17 protein-coding genes are annotated in these 17,271 nt (G+C 68.5%); 8 read left to right on the top strand and 9 right to left on the bottom strand.

Annotation, left to right across the window (positions count from 1 at the left end):
- Positions 1-18: 18 nt before the first annotated feature.
- Genes WKR98_RS11495 through WKR98_RS11505 form a run of 3 tightly spaced genes read right to left on the bottom strand, consistent with a single transcriptional unit; the run spans position 19 to position 3,013 of the window.
- Positions 19-1,227: an FAD-dependent oxidoreductase gene (locus WKR98_RS11495; protein ID WP_341433106.1), complete on the bottom strand. Its 1,209-nt coding sequence runs from the start codon at positions 1,225-1,227 to the stop codon at positions 19-21.
- Positions 1,228-2,424 (bottom strand): amidohydrolase family protein, encoded by a 1,197-nt coding sequence (locus WKR98_RS11500; protein WP_124688219.1) that lies wholly within the window; start codon positions 2,422-2,424, stop codon positions 1,228-1,230.
- A 10-nt stretch (positions 2,425-2,434) separates the two neighbouring features.
- Positions 2,435-3,013, bottom strand: coding sequence for an amino acid synthesis family protein (locus WKR98_RS11505; protein ID WP_124688220.1), 579 nt, complete (start codon positions 3,011-3,013; stop codon positions 2,435-2,437).
- Positions 3,014-3,130: 117 nt separating this feature from the next.
- Here WKR98_RS11505 and WKR98_RS11510 point away from each other — a divergent pair, with 117 nt between their 5' ends.
- From WKR98_RS11510 to WKR98_RS11520, 3 genes are read left to right on the top strand one after another with little or no spacing between them, the layout of a single operon-like run.
- Entirely contained in the window at positions 3,131-3,787 is a 657-nt protein-coding gene (locus WKR98_RS11510; protein ID WP_124688221.1) for a DUF4286 family protein, read from the top strand.
- Between the two features lie 14 nt (positions 3,788-3,801).
- Positions 3,802-4,470, top strand: a complete 669-nt coding sequence (locus WKR98_RS11515; RefSeq protein ID WP_124688222.1) for a GntR family transcriptional regulator — start codon at positions 3,802-3,804, stop codon at positions 4,468-4,470.
- Positions 4,471-4,505: 35 nt separating this feature from the next.
- Positions 4,506-5,462, top strand: a complete 957-nt coding sequence (locus WKR98_RS11520) for a Bug family tripartite tricarboxylate transporter substrate binding protein (RefSeq protein WP_161567716.1) — start codon at positions 4,506-4,508, stop codon at positions 5,460-5,462.
- Positions 5,463-5,471: 9 nt separating this feature from the next.
- Here WKR98_RS11520 and WKR98_RS11525 read toward each other — a convergent pair whose 3' ends face one another.
- Both WKR98_RS11525 and WKR98_RS11530 read right to left on the bottom strand, forming a co-directional pair.
- Positions 5,472-6,440 carry a Bug family tripartite tricarboxylate transporter substrate binding protein gene (locus WKR98_RS11525; protein WP_341433112.1) on the bottom strand — a complete coding sequence of 323 codons (969 nt, stop codon included), beginning with the start codon at positions 6,438-6,440 and terminating at the stop codon, positions 5,472-5,474.
- Positions 6,441-6,475: 35 nt separating this feature from the next.
- Positions 6,476-7,936, bottom strand: a complete 1,461-nt coding sequence (locus tag WKR98_RS11530; RefSeq protein WP_341433114.1) for an NAD-dependent succinate-semialdehyde dehydrogenase — start codon at positions 7,934-7,936, stop codon at positions 6,476-6,478.
- A gap of 145 nt (positions 7,937-8,081) precedes the next feature.
- Here WKR98_RS11530 and WKR98_RS11535 point away from each other — a divergent pair, with 145 nt between their 5' ends.
- Positions 8,082-8,789 (top strand): GntR family transcriptional regulator, encoded by a 708-nt coding sequence (locus WKR98_RS11535; RefSeq protein WP_341433116.1) that lies wholly within the window; start codon positions 8,082-8,084, stop codon positions 8,787-8,789.
- Positions 8,790-8,816: 27 nt separating this feature from the next.
- Here the strand turns inward: WKR98_RS11535 and WKR98_RS11540 are convergent, their stop codons facing one another.
- The gene (locus WKR98_RS11540) at positions 8,817-9,563 is read right to left on the bottom strand and encodes a pseudouridine synthase (RefSeq protein WP_124688224.1); all 747 of its coding nucleotides are present in this window, start codon (positions 9,561-9,563) and stop codon (positions 8,817-8,819) included.
- A 114-nt stretch (positions 9,564-9,677) separates the two neighbouring features.
- On the opposite strand from WKR98_RS11540, the gene WKR98_RS11545 reads away from it, so the two are divergent.
- Positions 9,678-10,541, top strand: coding sequence for an alpha/beta fold hydrolase (locus WKR98_RS11545; protein WP_124688225.1), 864 nt, complete (start codon positions 9,678-9,680; stop codon positions 10,539-10,541).
- Positions 10,542-10,559: 18 nt separating this feature from the next.
- On the opposite strand, the gene WKR98_RS11550 is transcribed toward WKR98_RS11545, so the two are convergent.
- Positions 10,560-11,123 carry a M23 family metallopeptidase gene (locus WKR98_RS11550; RefSeq protein ID WP_124688226.1) on the bottom strand — a complete coding sequence of 188 codons (564 nt, stop codon included), beginning with the start codon at positions 11,121-11,123 and terminating at the stop codon, positions 10,560-10,562.
- A 276-nt stretch (positions 11,124-11,399) separates the two neighbouring features.
- On the opposite strand from WKR98_RS11550, the gene aroG reads away from it, so the two are divergent.
- Positions 11,400-12,473: a 3-deoxy-7-phosphoheptulonate synthase AroG gene (gene aroG / locus WKR98_RS11555; RefSeq protein ID WP_124688227.1), complete on the top strand. Its 1,074-nt coding sequence runs from the start codon at positions 11,400-11,402 to the stop codon at positions 12,471-12,473.
- 15 nt (positions 12,474-12,488) lie between these two features.
- On the opposite strand, the gene WKR98_RS11560 is transcribed toward aroG, so the two are convergent.
- Together WKR98_RS11560 and WKR98_RS11565 are read right to left on the bottom strand one after the other, a co-directional pair.
- Complete coding sequence (locus tag WKR98_RS11560; protein ID WP_341433120.1) at positions 12,489-13,046, bottom strand: cob(I)yrinic acid a,c-diamide adenosyltransferase; 558 nt, start codon at positions 13,044-13,046, stop codon at positions 12,489-12,491.
- A 13-nt stretch (positions 13,047-13,059) separates the two neighbouring features.
- Positions 13,060-13,836, bottom strand: coding sequence for a helix-turn-helix domain-containing protein (locus WKR98_RS11565; RefSeq protein ID WP_341433122.1), 777 nt, complete (start codon positions 13,834-13,836; stop codon positions 13,060-13,062).
- Between the two features lie 90 nt (positions 13,837-13,926).
- Here WKR98_RS11565 and WKR98_RS11570 point away from each other — a divergent pair, with 90 nt between their 5' ends.
- Entirely contained in the window at positions 13,927-14,910 is a 984-nt protein-coding gene (locus tag WKR98_RS11570; RefSeq protein WP_124688230.1) for a Bug family tripartite tricarboxylate transporter substrate binding protein, read from the top strand.
- 35 nt (positions 14,911-14,945) lie between these two features.
- Positions 14,946-17,249, top strand: coding sequence for a molybdopterin-dependent oxidoreductase (locus WKR98_RS11575; protein ID WP_341433124.1), 2,304 nt, complete (start codon positions 14,946-14,948; stop codon positions 17,247-17,249).
- Positions 17,250-17,271: the final 22 nt, after the last annotated feature.

Here is a 17,271-nt window from a genome sequence, read left to right on the forward strand (position 1 = left end):
CGAACCGGCCCGGGGGCCTCAGGCGATCGTCCTGGCCTTGCGCACGCTGTCGATCAGCGAGCTGCGCAGCAGGAACTGGCGGTGCCGCTGCGGGTCGTCGGCGATCCTGCGGATGTCGTCCAGCGCCTGCGCGCGCACGGCGGGATCCTTCTCCTCCAGGCGCTTCTTGTTGTTGACCGTCTGCTGCTGCACGAACTCGATGTTCATCTGCCGGCGCCGGCGTTCGTAGCGATCGAAGACCGACGCGTCTTCCTCGCCCCGCTCGACGGCGGACAGCATGTCCACCAGCTCCATGGCATCGTGGATGCCGCAGTTCAGCCCCAGGCCGCCGATGGGGTTGTTGACGTGCGCGGCGTCGCCCGCCAGGAACACCCGGCCCTGCCGAAAGCTTGCCGCCACCCGCTGGTGGACCCGGTAGATGCTACGGTGCAGCACCTCGTAGGGCTCGGCCCTGGGGAACACGTGGGCAAGGCGGCGGGCCACCGCTACGTCGCTCAGGGCCTCTTCGTCGGTCTCGTCCACGCCTGACGGAAACACCGCGCGCCAGCGGCCCTGCATGTCGTCTCCCGAGATCTTGAACAGATTGGTCCAGGCGTCCGGGTGGGCAAGGTAGTTGCGATAGCAGCAGCCCATCAGGCGCTCGAAGTCGTCCTTGACCGTGATGACGATGAAGCGCTCGGGCCAGGTCATGCCTTCGAACGGGATGTCCAGGGCCTTGCGCAGCGCGCTGCGGCCGCCGTCGGCCGCGATCACGTAGTCGGCCTCGATGCGCACCTGTCCGTCGGGCGCCTGGGCGGTCAGGGTCACGCCGTCGTCGGTCTGCGCGACCGCCGTGATGCGGTGCTCGAAGTGGACCGCCGCGTCCGCATAGGTGCGCAGCTTCTCGATGCCCATGTTGCCGAGCTTGTGCTGCTCGGTCTGCACGACGAAGGGGTAGGGCGTCTCGTCCTTCAGGACCTCGTGGTCGAACTGGGCCACCATGGTCTGTGCGGCCTGGTCCCAGAACTGGAAGTAGCGCGCCGTCAGGCCTTCCTTGACGAAGCGGTCGATCAGCCCCACGCGGGCGATCATCTCCAGGGTCGAGCTATGAGTGGTGGCGGCGCGGGGGCTGTCGTCCACGCGCGACTCGGCTTCGTACAGCGAGACCCGGAAGCCCTGCTGCACGGCGGCCAGCGCCGCGACGACGCCGACCGGACCGGCACCGACGATGGCGATGTGCTTGCTCATTCAATGGCCTCCGGTGGAGTAGTCCTGGGGAATATCGCAGCGGGCGACGCGGACCGGGCGATTGCCGGCCGGGGTGTTGCGGCTCTTGCCGACGAAGCGCGGGACGCCGTCGGTCACCACGGCCGCCACGGCAGCGATGTCGCCGTTGCGCAGGGCATCCAGCGGATCGTCCTTGGACCCGCCCACGCAGGCGTCCAGCAGGACCACGTCGGCATCCTTGCCCGGCTTCAGGAAGCCGCTGTTGATGCCATAGACCCGGGCGTTGTTGCCGGTGGCCGCCGCGATGGCCCATTCCACCGGCATGTCGGTCAGGCTGGCCAGGTGGGTGATCGTGTACATCATGCCGAGCGGCATGATGCCGCTGCCGGTGGGCGTGTCGGTGGCGATCAGGAAACGGTCGAACTGATCGGCCTTGCGCACCATGTCGCCCAGCATGAGCGTGGTGCGCAGGTTGCCCGCGGTGCAGACCTGCAGCGCGATTTCCGATTCATACACCATCTTGGGAAAGCCTTCGTCGGGCATGGCCACGGGGCCGCCGTTGACGTGGAACGAGACATGCGGGTTCATGGCGATCAGGTGCTCGGCCCAGATGCCCGACGATCCGGGTATGGACGAGCCGCCGGTATGCACGGTGGTGATCATGCCGTGCTTGCGGGCCCAGCCTATGGCCTGCACGTAGTCGTACGGGGTCTTGACCGCGCCGAAGCCGGCCTTGGCCAGCCACACGCCCTGCGCGGCGATGTCGGCGAAGTCCTGTTCCACCAGGCCGGGTTCGATGATGATGGAGCCGGCGTACACGCGCATGCCGCCGGGACGGTAGTCCTGGAAGCAGCGCTGGGCGGCCACCGCCAGCGCCTTGACGCCGGCCGGGTCCTTGGGGCGGCCGGGCGTGTGCACTTCCGAGGCGGTGATGCCGGTGGTGACCCCGCCGTGCACGTAGCTTTCCAGGAAGCCCACGGTCTTCTGCCGCGGCGTGTAGTCGCCGAAGGTGTTGTGCACCTGCGAGTCGATCAGGCCGGGGATGGCGGTGGTGCCGGCGGCGTCGATGACCACGTCGGCGCTCTCGACTTCCGCCGGACTCAGCGTGCCGACCTTGGCGATCAGTCCGTCCTGCATCAGGATGGCGTCGCCCGAGGCGTAGGGCTCGCGCCATTCGCCGGTCAGTATCCGGCCCAGGTTGACGATGGCGAGTTTCATCGTGCGCTCCTTAAACGAGTCCGTCCTTGCCCTGCACGTCCCGCAGTCGCAGGCCGCCCACGCGGGCGTTGAGCCGCTCGCGGTTGGAGACCGCGAACACCAGCGCGATCTCGTCGGGCAGGGGGCCGTCGGCGAAATACAGCGTCATGGCGTTATAAAGCGAGCGCACGTACAGCGCATCCTTGGAGGCGAGCGGCACGTCCAGCACCGTGCCCGGGCCGCCGATCTTGGTCACCGACGAGATCCAGGCCTTGCCGCCGCCGATCTCCTTGCGCAGGGGTTCGGCCGACGCCGTCGTCAGCAGCGCGTTGGCATGTTCCTGTTCGCCGCCCAGCCCGACGACGCCGGCCTTGCCGTACGACAGGATGGGGTGGTCGCCATAGGCCGCGCGCAGCCGGGCGGCCATGCGGGCGCCCAGTTCGGGGCTGGCCTCGATCATCGGCGACAGGTCTTCGACGTATCGGCCGGCGTAGGGGTTTTCCACGAAGGCCACGATGGCCGCCTTGCGCAGCGATGCGTCGGCCGGCCGGCCGGCTTCCTCCAGCTTCTCTTCCACGATCGCCTGCCACCTGCGTACTTTCAATTGCATGTGTCGCTCCTGACGTCAGCCACCCTCGGGGCGAGGGTTCCAAATTCTTGTTGAACCGAATGTTCGACGATGTTATTGTCATACAATCATAAAGTCAATGAAGGCCAGGAGGGCTCTATGCGCGGACGCGCCATTCTGTTCTCGGAGATGAAGCCGGCCCCCGAGTGGGAAGAGAAGTTCAACCGCTGGTACGACACCGAACACATCCCCATCCGCATGGGGCTGCGGGGTTTCGTCAGCGCCCAGCGGTACGCAGCGCCCGAGCGCAACTATCTGGCCGTCTACGAAATGGACGACCTGGCCGCGCTGCGCACCGTCGCCTACCAGGCCATCAAGCAGCACCCGTCCGAGGAAACCGCCTGGATGCTGCGCAACGTCTCCGGCTTCACGCGCTACCTGTGCGAGGAAATCGGCAGCGCGGGCGATGCCTCGCCCGAAGCGCTCGATGCCCCGGTGCTGTATGCCGTCTGGTTCAACGTGCCGGGCGAGCACCTGGCCGATTTCGATGCCTGGTACGAACAGGACCACGTGCCGCTGCTGCTGGAGTGCCCGCAGTGGCGCGCGGTGCGGCGCTTCCACGTCAAGGACGGCGAGCCGGGCCGCTACAACCGGCTGGCGCTGCACTACCTGGACGACGTCGGGGCGCTGGAGTCGCCGGCCCGCGCGAAGGCCCGCGCCACGCCCTGGCGCGCGCGACTGGCCGACCAGCCCTGGTTCAAGGGCGCCTACGACCTGTTCGACCGCCATCAGGCCCGGCAACTGCCGCCGCTGTGACCGGAGACGACACCATGGACCTGAAGATATCTCCGCGCTCGGTGCAACAGGAAACGGTGCGCCTGGTCCGCGAAGCCATCACCAGCGGCTACTTCAAGCCGGGCGAGCGGCTGGTCGAGGCCAAGCTGTGCAGCCTGCTGGGCGTCAGCCGGACTTCCGTGCGCGAGGCGCTGCGGGTGCTGGCAACGGAAAAGCTCATCACCATCGTGCCCAACAAGGGGCCGTCGGTGGCCGAACTGAGCTGGGAAGAGGCCGAGAACATCTATCACCTGCGCGCGCTGCTCGAAGGCGAGGCCGCCGCGCTGGCGGCCGGACGCGTCAAGCCGGACGACCTGCGCCGCATGCGCGAGGCGCTCGACACCTTTGCCGCGGCCGTCGACCAGCAGGATTGGAAGACGCGCATCTCGGCCACGGCTGATTTCTACGAAGTGATCATCCAATGCTGCGGGAACGCGGTCATGGGCGAGGTGCTGCACGGCCTCTTGACCCGCATCAACTTCCTGCGGGCCCGGACCATGGCCAGCCCGGGCCGCGCCAAGCACAGCGTGCGCGAGCTCGAAAGCATCTATGACGCGCTGGAAAAAGGCGACGCCCGCGTGGCGCGCGCCGTGGCCGTGGCGCACGTGAAGGCGGCCGAGGCCGAAGCGCGCGACGTCTACCGGGAAATGAATCACGCAGCCTGATTTTTCAACCACGCACGGCGGGGGATGGCATGAAAATGAAGTGGCGATTTGCAGGAGTTCTTCTTTCACTGGCCATGGCGGGGGCCGCGCACGCGGCATGGCCCGAGCGCGCGATCACGCTGGTCGTGCCATTCGCCGCCGGCGGCAATACCGACAGCATCGCGCGGATCACCGCCGAGTGGCTGACCGCCAAGCTCAAGCAGACGGTGGTGGTCGACAACCGGCCCGGCGCCAATGGCGCGATCGCCGCCGATTACGTGGCGCGGGCCAAGCCGGACGGCTACACCTTGTTCATGGCGACAGCGCCGCAGATGGCCATCGTGCCGTACTTGCAGAAGGTGCGCTACGACCCGATCAAGGATTTCGCGCCGGTGTCGATCGTGGCGACCAACGAGTTCGCGCTGGCGGTGCATCCGAGCTTCGCGGCCAAGACGTTGCCCGAGCTGGTGTCCTACGTGAAGGCGCATCCCGGCCAGGTGGCGTATGCCTCGGCGGGCAGCGGGTCGGTCAGCCATCTGACGATGGCGATGTTCGTCAAGCGTGCGGAACTGTCGATGATCCACGCGCCGTATCGCGGCGGCGCGCCGGCGATCGCCGACGTGGTGGGCGGGCAGGTGCCGATGTATTTCGCGAACGTGGCCGAGGTGCTGCCTTATTCGACCACGAACCGGCTGCGCATCGTTGCGACTTCCGGCACCAAGCCCTCCGCCGACCTGCCGGGCGTCAAGACCGTTGCCGAGCAGGGCTATCCGGGCTTCACGACCGAGACCTGGAACGGCGTGGCGGCCCCGGCCGGCACGCCTGCCGAGATCGTCAACAAGCTTGCCGATTCCCTGGCCGAAGCGGGACGCAATGCCGAGTTCGGCGCCAAGCTCGCCGCCATCGGTGTCAGCGTGCTGTGCAATACGCCCGAGGAGTTCGCCAGGAAGCTGGTCGCGGACAACAAGTTGTGGTCCGCTGCGGTCAAGGAGTCGGGCGCGTCGCTGGACTGAGCCGGCACGCTACTCGGGCTTGATCCCCGCGGCACGGATGACACGGGTCCAGCGTCCGATTTCCTCGCCGATGTAGGCGCGGAAGGCCTCGGGCGTCGAGGGCACGGGCTCGGCGCCGAAGCGGGCCAGTTGCTCGCGGGTCTCGGGCGTGGCGAATCCCTTCTGCAGGATGGCGTTCAACTGCCTGACGACGTCGGGCGGCATGCCCGCCGGTCCGACCACGCCGAACCAGGCCGGGCTGTCGATCTGCGGGAATCCGCCTTCTCCCATCGAGGGGACGTCGGGCAGCAGGGGCGAGCGCAGCTTGCGCGTGACGGCGATGGCCTTGATCCTGCCCGTGGGCAGGTACTGCATGGCGGTGCTGAACGAGGTTTCGATGAACAGCATGACGTCGCCGGCCAGCAGTCCTTGCGCGGCGGGCGTGGTGCCCCGGTAGGGCACGTGCGTCAGCGCGATGCCGGCGGCGTGGTTCAGGGACTCGCCCACCATGTGGCCGACCGAGCCGATGCCGGCGGATGCGTAGGTGACCTTGCCGGGGTTCTGCCTGGCGTAGGCGATCAGGCCGGGCAGGTCCTCGAAGGGGGCGTCCCGGGTCGCCAGGATGATGCCGCTGGTGGCCGACGCGTTGCCGATGGGCGTGAAATCCTTTTGCGCGTCGAACGGCAGTTTCGCCATCAGGCCCGGATTGATGCCGAAGCTGCTGATGGTCCCCATGCCTATCGTGTAGCCGTCCGGCGCCGCCTTCGCGATGACGTCCGTTCCCGCCACGCCGCCCGCGCCGCTGCGGTTGTCGACGACGACGGGCTGCCCCAGCTGGTCGCTGATCATCCTGGCCAGCAGGCGGGCGGTCTGGTCGGCGGGGCCTCCGGCCGCCATGGGAACGATGAAGCGGATGGGCCGGTTGGGATAGGCGGCCAGGGCGCTGCCGGCGGCCAGCGCCAGCGCGATGCCCGCAAGAATGCGTCGGGTAAGGGTCATGATGCTTGTCTCCTGGATGGTCGTGGCGGCGCGTGTCACGCCTGTTCGTATTCGCTGACGAACTTGATGTTCAGGTATCCCTCTATGCCTTCGCTGCCGCATTCGGCGCCGAAGCCGCTGGCCTTGATCCCGCCGAAGGGGACCTCGGGCGTGCTGCTGGCATTGGCGGCGCCGAAGGCAAAGGAGTTGATCGCCACCATGCCGGCCTCCAGCCGCCGCGACAGCCGGTTGGCCCACAGCGTCGAGTTGGTGAAGGCGTAGGCCGCCAGTCCCACCGGCAGGCGGTTGGCTTCGGCCAGGACTTCCTCGACGTCATCGAAGGCATTGATGGGAACGACGGGGCCGAAGGGCTCCTCGTTCATGACCAGCGCCCTGGCCGGGACATCCGTCAGGACCGTGGGTTCCCAGAAGTAGCCCGGCCGATCCAGCCGCCTGCCGCCGCACCGCAGCGTGGCGCCGCGCGCCAGCGCATCGTCGACGCAGTGCTGCATCGCGCCCAGCCTGCGCTCGTGCGCGAGCGGACCCATGTTGACGTCGGGAGAAAAACCGTCGCCGATGACCAGGGCCCGGGTCTCGGCGACGAAGGCTTCGACGAAAGGTTCGTAAAGTTTGCGATGGATGAAGAAGCGGCTGGGGTTCACGCAGCCCTGCGCCGAGTTGCGGAACTTGCGCAGGACCGACGCGCGCACCAAGCCGGCCAGGTCGCGCACGTCGTCCATGACGATGACCGGGGCGTGGCCGCCCAGCTCCATGACCGTGCGCTTGAGGTGCCGGCCCGACATCTCCGCCAGCCTGCGGCCGACGGCGGTCGAACCGGTGAACGAGATACCCCGGATGGCCGGCGAGGCGATCAACTGGCTGGAGATGCGGTCGGGCGCGCCGTAGACGAGATTGAGCACGCCGTCGGGCAGCCCCGCGTCGGCGAAGGCCCTGACCAGTTCCATGGTGGAGGCCGGCGTTTCTTCCGCGCCCTTCAGCACGCAGGTGCATCCGGCCGCCAGGATGGCGCAGACCTTCTTCATGGGGATCACGGCCGGATAGTTCCAGGTCGTGAACGCGGCGATGGGGCCCATGGGCTCGCGCGCCGAGACCTGGCGATGTCCGAGGTCGCGAGCCGGAATGGTGCGGCCATAGACGCGGCGGCCTTCCTCGGCATGCCAGATCAGCATGTCGGGCAGGTGGACGACTTCCTGGCGGGCCTGGTTCAGGGGCTTGCCCTGTTCCAGGGTCATCAACTGCGCGATGCGCTCGACGCGGTCGCGCAGCACTTCCCCGGTCCGGAACAGGATCTTCGCGCGGTCGTAGGCGGACATGTCCCGCCATGCCGGGAAGCTGCGCTCCGCGGCGCGGGCGGCGCGTTCGACGTCGGCCTCGGACGCCACGGGCAACTGGCCGAGCACGGCCTCGGTGGCGGGGTTGATGACCGGCAGCGTCTTGCGCCCCTGGCCGTCCAGCCATTGGCCGTCGATCAGCAGCCTGAGCGGGGTGTATTCCATCGTGTCTCCTTCCTTGAAAAAGCCGTTCTGCACGGCCTTTATTGAATATCGATTATTTTTAAATCATCGATATTTTGATCATTATCGTTTTTCAGGTCAACAACTGGCTAAAATCCCTGGGATCCCATTTCGTGCCGCCCGCCTCATGACAAGACAGATCCCGATCGGCTCCGAGCCCGCCCCCGAACGGGGCCGGGCGACGCTGGCGACATCGCTGGTGGAACGCTTGCGGCAGGAGGTGTTGTCAGGAGAACTGCTGCCCGGACAGCGGATCCGGCTGGAGGAATTGCGCGACCGCTATGGCGTCAGCCTGAGTCCGCTGCGCGAGGCGGTGTCCCGCCTGGGGTCCGAAGGCTTGCTGCTGATCGAGGACCAGCGCGGCGTGCGCGTGGCGCCGGTATCCGCCGAGAACCTGGCCGAGGTGGTCGAGCTGCGGGCCGACCTGGAGCCCAAGGCCTTGCGCGATTCCATCCTGCACGCCGACGAGGAATGGGAGGTCCGGATCACCGGCACGCTGATGCAGTTGTCGCGCCAGGAGAAGACCGACAACGGGCAGCAGCGGGTGGAGCGGTGGGAGCGCCTGCACCGGCAGCTCCACATGAGCCTGATTTCGGCCTGCCGCATGCCGCTGCTGCTGCAGTTCTGTTCAATGCTGAATGACCGGGGCGACCGCTACCGGCGCCTGTTCCTCGCCAACCGTACGGTGGACCAGCGCGTCGTGCTGGAACATCACCAACTGGTCGAGGCCTGCCTGGAGCGCGACGCCGACAAGGCCTGCGGCCTGCTGCGAGCGCATATCGAAGGCGCCGCCGCCTACGTCTACGAGGCGTTGGCCCGGCAGGACCACGACTAGCGGTGGGCGCCGGGGCCGGCCCGCTTGTCAGAACCGTTCGTCGGGCCGCAGATAGCGCCATTGCCCGGGCGGCAGGTCGCCCAGCGCCACGCCGCCGATGCGCACGCGCTTCAGGCCCACCACCTTCAGGCCGACCAGTTCGCACATGCGGCGGATCTGGCGTTTCTTGCCTTCGCGCAGCGTGAAGGACAACTGGTCGTCGTTCTGCCAGCGCACCACGGCCGGCCGCAGCGGCTTGCCGTCCAGCGACAGGCCATGGTTGAGCCGCTTCAGGTCGCCGTCGGGCAGACGCCCAGGGCGCGTGTACTGGACGCGGACCAGATATTCCTTGTCGACGGTGGAGTCCTCGCCGATCAGGTGCTTGGCGATGCGGCCGTCCTGGGTCAGCACCAGGAGGCCGACCGAATCGATGTCCAGCCGTCCGGCCGGCACCAGGCTGCGCAACTGGCTGGGCTGGAAGCGGGTGGGCGAGCGGTCCCCGGTCCAGCGCGTGCTGGCCTTGACCAGGGTCACGGCCGGCTGGTAGCCGTCCTCGGCCTGGCCGCTGACGTAGCCGACCGGCTTGTTCAGCAGGATCGTGACCCGCTGCGCCTGTTCGGCGCTGGCCTGGCGTTCGATGGTGATCTTCTGGCTGGGCAGCACCTTGCTGCCCAGCACCGAGACCACCGCGCCGTCCACGCGCACCCAGCCACGGCTGATCCATTCATCCGCCTCCCGGCGGGAGCAGAGTCCCAGTTCGGACATGCGTTTGGACAGGCGGACGGGTTCGGACATGCTGGCCACGGTAAGGAATCGATGCGGAGGCGCTAGTGTAGTGGATGCGCCGTGGCCGCCGCCCGGCGGGTTAAGCTTGCGCCTTTGCCCGGCTGCCTTCCGCGATTTCCCGTCATGAGCGACATCGATCCCATCCTGTTCCCGAACGACGACCGTGCCCAGGCCGAGGCGGCTATCGCCGCCGTGGAGGCCGCCACCGTCCGCCACGAGGCCGAGCATGCCGGCACGCGCGTCGTCTGGCGCTCGGCCGGGCAGGGAAGGCCGCTGGTGCTGCTGCACGGCGGGCACGGCAGCTGGCGGCACTGGATACGCAATCTGGCGGCGCTCGCGCAGCGTCACACCGTGTGGGTGCCGGACATGCCTTCATTCGGCGAATCCGGAACGCTGGCGCCGCCCGCCGACCTGAACCACCTGGTGGCGACCACGGCTGCGACGCTGGATCAGCTCGTGGGGGCCGACACGCCGATCGACCTGGCCGGCTTCTCGTTCGGCGGCCTGTGCGCGGTCCACCTGGCTGCCCGGCGCGGGCACGTGGCGCGCCTGGCCCTGCTGGGCGCCGCCGGCCACGGCACGCCGCGCCGGCAGAAGGCCGCGATGGTCAACTGGCGGCTGGCAAGCGGCGAGGCGGCGCTGCTCGAGGACCTGCGCCACAACCTGCGCGTCCTGATGCTGCACGACGAACACAGCATCGACGCGCTGGCCGTCGCGGTGCACCGCCAGGCCTGCGAGGCCACGCGCTTTCGCAGCAAGGCCCTGTCGCAGAGCGGTCCCACCAAGGGCATCCTGGACGGCTTTTCCATGCCCATCCTGTTCGCCTGGGGCGAGCATGACGTGACCGCGCATCCGGACCGGGTGGGGCCGTGGTGGGTCGACGGCCGGCCCGAGCGCCAGTGGCGCGTCGTTCCCGATGCCGGGCACTGGGTGCAGTTCGAGCAGGCGGAGGCGACGAACCGGATGCTGCGGGCGTTCTTCGACTGAGGTTGCGCGGACGCACCCTCAGCGCCCGGCCAGCAGCGGATACGGATTGATCGCGCCCCCGGCCGCATAGATGCCGTAGTGCAGGTGCGTAGGGGTGCCGCGCGCATTCCCGCTGTTGCCCACATAGCCCAGCGGCATCCCGGCCTGTATGCGCTGACCCGGCCGCAGGTCGGCATAGCGTTCCAGGTGGGCGTAGTAGTGCATCTGCCTGCCGGGGCCCATGACCCACACCGTGTTGCCGCCCAGCGAGTTGGGGCCGATCCGGGTCACGATGCCTTCCGTGGCCGACAGCACGGCGGTATTGCGGCGGGCGAAGATGTCGATGCCTTCGTGGTGCCGCCCGTCGGCGCGCGGGGCGTTCCAGGTGTCCCGCAGGTCGCGCGAGCGCACTCCCTCGACCGGCACGGGCAGGCGCGATGGGGCGGGCATCGTCGCCAGCCTCAGCCCGTACAGGGGGATCTCCAGCGCCGGGCGTACGATGGGCCAGCCCAGCCATAGCGCCGCGGCCGCCAGCGTCCAGGCCAGCAGCCGGCGGCGCCGCCGGCGGGGCGGTGCCCAGGAGGGGGAAGCGTGCGTAGCCATGGTTTTCCGCCGTCCGCAAGAACGGTGCCCGCCACTTGCCGAAGCGGCCGGCCCCTGCTACGATATATTTTATGAACTACGCTTCCACGTATTTTTACTTTTACTTTTTTGGATTTCCAAAGCCGCTGGCGGAGGAAAGGAAGCGTCGTATCTAACGGATTCCTGCCCCAAAAAAGCCGCCAGCGTCCTGGCGGCTTTTTTTGTGCCTGGACGAAACGGTGGGGCAACCCCCCCAAGACATGTACACCAGACATCATTGAAATCCAGGAGAGGATCGTGTCCCACAACACCGACGACTTGCGCATACGAGAAATCAAGGAGCTGGCTCCGCCTTCGCACCTGATGCGCGAGTTTCCCTGCACCACCAACGTCTCGGAGACGGTCTATTCCACCCGGCAGGCGCTGCACCGCATCCTGCACGGCATGGACGACCGCCTCGTGGTGGTGATCGGGCCGTGTTCCATCCACGACACCAAGGCCGCCCTGGAATACGCCTCCCGCCTGAAGGCCGAGCGCGACCGCTTCGCCGGCGAACTCGAGATCGTGATGCGGGTGTACTTCGAGAAGCCGCGCACCACGGTGGGCTGGAAGGGCCTGATCAACGACCCCGACCTGGACGGCAGCTTCAACATCAACAAGGGCCTGCGCACCGCCCGCCAGCTGCTGCTGGAGATCAACGCCCTCGGCTTGCCTGCGGGGTGTGAATATCTGGACATGATCACGCCCCAGTACATCGCCGACCTCGTTTCCTGGGGCGCCATCGGCGCGCGCACCACGGAAAGCCAGGTCCACCGCGAACTCGCGTCCGGCCTGTCGTGTCCCGTGGGCTTCAAGAACGGGACCGACGGCAACATCCGCATCGCGGTCGACGCGATCAAGGCGGCGTCCCAGCCCCACCATTTCCTGTCGGTGACCAAGGGCGGGGTGTCGGCCATCGTGTCCACCAACGGCAACGAGGACTGCCACGTCATCCTGCGCGGCGGCAAGGCGCCCAACTATGACGCGGCCAGCGTGGAAGCCGCCGCCCAGGACATGGCCAAGGCCGGCCTGGCCCAGCGCGTGATGATCGACGCCAGCCACGCCAACAGCAGCAAGAAGCCCGAGAACCAGCCCCAGGTGCTGGACGACGTGGCGCGCCAGATGGAAGCGGGCGACAACCGCATCATCGGCGTGATGGTGGAAAGCCATCTGGCGGCTGGCCGGCAGGACCTGGTTCCCGGCAAGCCGCTGGTCTACGGCCAGAGCATCACCGACGGCTGCATCGACTGGGATGCCTCGGTGCAGGTGCTCGAACGCCTGGCGCAGGCGGTGCAGGCGCGCCGGCTGGTGGCGACCAGCAGCGGCAAGTAGCAACAGGCCCCGGGGCTAGCCGCCCCGGGTGCGGCCCGAGCGCCACAGGACTTCCGGCGTGCCGGCGTCCTGGTTGATGGCGCGGGCCAGCACGAACAGCAGGTCCGACAGGCGGTTCAGGTATTGCCGTACCGGCGCGTGGACGGTCTCGACGCGGGCCAGCGCCACCACAGCGCGCTCGGCCCGGCGGCACACGGTGCGGGCCAGGTGGGCCAGGGCCGCCGGCCGGCTCCCGCCGGGCAGCACGAATTCGCGCAGCGGCGGCAGCCGGGCGTTGTAGTCGGCCAGCAGGCCGTCCAGGTGCGCCACGCGCGCCTCCGCCAGCAGGGCCTGTCCGGGCATGCTGAGTTCTCCCCCCAGGTCGAACAGGTCGTGCTGGATGTCCAGCAGGTCGTGCGCGATGTCCTGCGGCAAGGCTTCGGTCGCCAGCAGGCCCAGCGCGCTGTTCAGTTCGTCCACGTCGCCGATGGCTGCGATGCGCGGCGAGTCCTTGTCCACCCGCGGCCCGGTCGCCAGGCCGGTGGTGCCGTCGTCGCCGGTGCGCGTGGCGATCACGCTCAATCGATGTCCCATGAATGCTCCATGATCAGGGTGCTTCCGTCTTTTTTCTTTTCAACTGGCCGGGCGAGTAGCCGTAGAACTGCCTGAACGCGTGGGAATAGGCGCCTTCGCTGGAATAGCCCAGCTCGACGGCGATGTCGAGCATGCGGCGCCCCAGGCTGTGCAGCTCGATCGCGCGCGTCATGCGGGCATGGTTGCGCCATTGCTGGAACGACAATCCGGTCAGCTTGACGAAGATGCGCTGCATCGTCTTTTCGCTGGCCCCGGCCTGCGCCGCCCATTCCGCCAGCGTCCGGCCATCCGACGGGTCCGCTTCCAGCGCCCGGCAGATCTGGGCGATGCGCGCGTCCTCGGGAATGGGCAGGCCGGCCGCCACGCGCGGGGCCTGGCGGATCTCGTCCAGGATCACCTGGGTCTTCCAATGGCGCGATGGCGCGTCGGCGTGCGAGGTGTCCCAGCGCCCCGCGTCGAAGATCAGCTCCCGCAGCAGGGGGCTGATGCCGGTCACGGAAAAGGCCGGCTCGGCATACATGGCCGCGTCCACGTACACGCTGTGATACCGGTAGGGGCGCTCCATCAGCACCGCGTGGGGAAGGTCGGGCGGGATCCAGGCGGCGCGGCTGGGGCCGAGCCGGACCAGGTGGTGCTCGGTCTGGAGCAGCGTGGCGCCGCGTTCGGGATACAGCAGTTGTCCGCAGGCGTGCGTGTGGAGCGAGGTCTCGCCCGCCTGGCCTTCGCGCACGACGACGCACAGCGGCTCGCCCGCCATGTCCACGGGCAGGAGTACGGGCAGCGGATTCATGTGTCGGTTCTTCGCCGAAAACTGACGGTTTCTCGCCAGTGGAGGAGGCGGGCGATTCCTATAGTGCCGGCAATACCACGGAGGAACGTCATGTTGAAAATCACTCGCCGGCGGTTGGGCGCGGCCTTGGCCGTCGCGGGGGTCGTCTGGAGCGCGGCCGGCTACGCGCAACGCTATCCGGAAAAGCCTATCACTATCGTGGTCGCCTATCCACCGGGCAGCGACACCGACGTCATGGCGCGCCTCTATGCCGAGAAGCTCGCGCCCCGGGCCGGGCAGCCCGTGCTGGTGGTCAACCGCGCGGGCGCGTCGGGCATGCTGGGCAGCAGCCACGTGGCGCATGCGGCGCCGGACGGTTATACCCTGTTGTTCGCGCCCTCGACCTTCGCCACGGCGCCGCTGGTGCTCAAGCAGGCCGGCGCCGCCGGCTACGATCCCGTGGCGGACTTCAAGCCGGTCATCCAGATGACGACGTCGTCGCTGCTGCTGGTCGCCCATCCCGGTTCGGGCTTCAGGAAGCTGGGCGACATCGTCGACGCCTCCCGCCGCGGCCAGCGGATCTCCTACGGCACCTCGGGATCCGGATCGCCCATGCACATCGTGGGCGAATGGCTGAACCGGTCGGCGGGGACGGGATTGCAGCACATTCCGTACAAGGGCGTCGCGCCGTCGGTGACGGACGTCGTGGCGGGCCACATTCCGGTCGCCCTTGTGACGATCGGGCCGGTCAGGCAGTATCTCAAGGCCGGCAAGCTGACGGCGATCGCGGTGGCGGATCCCGACCGCACGCCGTTCCTGCCGGAAGTGCCGTCCATCGCCGAATCCGGGTATCCCGACGTGCGCCTGCGCGCCTGGAACGCGTTCTTCGCGCCGGCGGGCACGCCGGCGCCGGTGGTGGCGTGGCTGAACGACAAGCTGGGGCAGGTGCTGGCGCTGCCCGAAGTGGGGGAGGCGCTGGCGGCGTTGTCGGCGGTGCCGGCAGGAGGCTCGCCCGGCAAGCTCGGGGCGCAGGTGGCCGCCGACTACCGGCAACTGGGGCGGCTGATCGACGAATTGAAGATCCAGGCCGATTGACGGCCGGCGATCGTTCCATCTTTCCAGGAGGCCTTGTGGCGACCCGAACCACCCAGACCGCTTCGCACTGGGGCGTCTACGACGTCGTGACCGACGAGCAAGGCGCCATCGTCGATACCGTGCCGTTCCATGCGGACCCGTATCCGGCCAGCTTCGTGCGGGGCCTGCCGGAAATCGTGCGGGGGCCGCTGCGGATCGACCAGCCCTACGTGCGGGCCGGCTACCTGCGCCACCGCAACGGCCAGGGGCGCGGCGGCGACGCGTTCGTGCCGGTCGGCTGGGACCAGGCGCTGGGCCTGGTCGCCGACGAACTGGCCCGGATCAAGTCCGAGCACGGCAACGAGGCGATCTACGGCGGTTCGTATGGCTGGGCCAGCGCCGGCCGGCTGCACCACGGACCCAGCGTGCTCAAGCGTTTCCTGGGGCTGCACGGCGGCTACGTGGACAAGCGCGGCAACCACAGCTTCGGAGCCGCGCTGGGCATCATGCCCTATGTCCTGGGGCGCTCGGACATCACCAATCTCGTGGCATCGTGGCCGGAGGTCATGGCCTCGACCGAACTGATGGTGATGTTCGGCGGCGCCGCCCTGAAGAACACGCAGCTCGATCCCGGCGGCGCGGTGGTGCACGACAACCCCGACTGGTACCGGAGTACCGGAAGCGGCGGGCCATTGTTCGTGACCATCAGTCCCTCGCGCGCGGACCAGCCGCCCGCGTCCCGCTCGGAGTGGATGCCCATCCGGCCCCATACCGATACCGCGATGATGCTGGGCATCGCCCATACGCTGGCCTCGGAAGGCTTGCACGACCGGGAGTTCCTGGCGCGCCATTGCGAAGGCTACGAGCGTTTCGAAGCCTATCTGCTGGGCCGCGAGGGCGGACTGCCCCGCAGCGCCGACTGGGCGGCGGCCATCACCGGCGTGCCGGCCGGCGACATCCGCGCGCTGGCCCGCAGGATGGCGGCCAGCCGCACGATGGTGAACCTGAGCTGGTCGGTGCAGCGCGCCGATCATGGCGAGCAGCCGGTGTGGATGCTGGTCACCCTGGCCGCGATGCTGGGGCAGATCGGGCTGCCCGGCGGCGGTTTCAGCATCGGCTTCGGCGCGGTCAACGGCATGATGGCGCCGCGCGTCGAGGGCATGCCGCGCCCGACGCTGCCGCTCGGGCCCAACGCGGTCAAGACCTATGTGCCGGTGGGCCGCATCGCCGACATGCTGCTGCACCCCGGCAAGCAGATCGAATGTTTCGGCCGGGCCATCACCTTTCCGGACATCCGCCTGGTCTATTCCATAGGCGGCAACCCCTTCCATCACAACACCAACCTGAACCGTTTCCTGCGCGCCTGGCAAGCGCCGGAAACGGTCATCGTCCACGAACCTTGGTGGAATCCCGCCGCCCGGCATGCCGACATCGTGCTGCCGGCGACCACCACCATGGAGCGCAACGACATCCTGGCGCACGAGAACTCCCCGTACTGGCTGGCCATGCGGCAGGTGATCCCGCCGGTGGGGCAGGCGCGCAACGACTTCGACATCCTGGCCGAGGTCGCCGGACGCCTGGGGTTCGAGGCGGCCTATACCGAAGGGCGCGACGAGATGGGCTGGCTGCGCCACATGTACGAGGTCGCGGCCGCCAAGGCGCGGGAGTCGGGCTACGCGCCGCCGGAATTCGACGCGTTCTGGCGGGCGGGGCAGTTCGCCTTTCCCCAGCCCGAGACCGGCTGCGTCCTGCTGGACGATTTCCGGCGCGACCCCGAGGGCCATCCGCTCGCCACGCCGTCGGGCAGGATAGAGCTCCATTCGCGCACGATCGAAGGCTATGGCTACGCGGACTGCCCGGCCCATCCCGCGTGGCTGGAACCGGCCGAATGGCTGGGCGGCGCGCAGGCCGCGCGCTATCCGCTGCACCTCCTGTCCAACCAGCCGGCTACCCGGCTGCACAGCCAGCTCGATCCGGCGCAGGCCAGCCGCGCGAGCAAGGTCGCCGGGCGCGAGCCCATCTCCCTGCATCCCGACGACGCGGCGGCGCGGGGCATCCGGGAAGGCGACGTGGTCCGCGTGTTCAACGACCGCGGGGCCTTCCTGGCGGGGGCCGTGCTGGCCGGGCACCTGATGCCGGGCGTTGCCCAGATCGCCACAGGTGCCTGGTACGACCCGCTGCAGGGCGGCGAGTCCGGTTCGCTGGACAAGCACGGCAATCCGAACATGGTGACGCTCGACAAGGGCACCTCGAGCCTGGCGCAGGGTTCGATGGCGCAGACCGCGCTGGTCGAGATCGAGCGTTTCGACGACGCGCCGCCGGTCACGGCTTTCGTGCCGCCGGCGGTGCGGCGGGCCTGATCGGGGCCGGGGCAGGGCGTAG

Origin of the sequence: Pigmentiphaga sp. YJ18 (assembly GCF_038066655.1) — a bacterium.
GTDB lineage: Bacteria > Pseudomonadota > Gammaproteobacteria > Burkholderiales > Burkholderiaceae_B > Pigmentiphaga.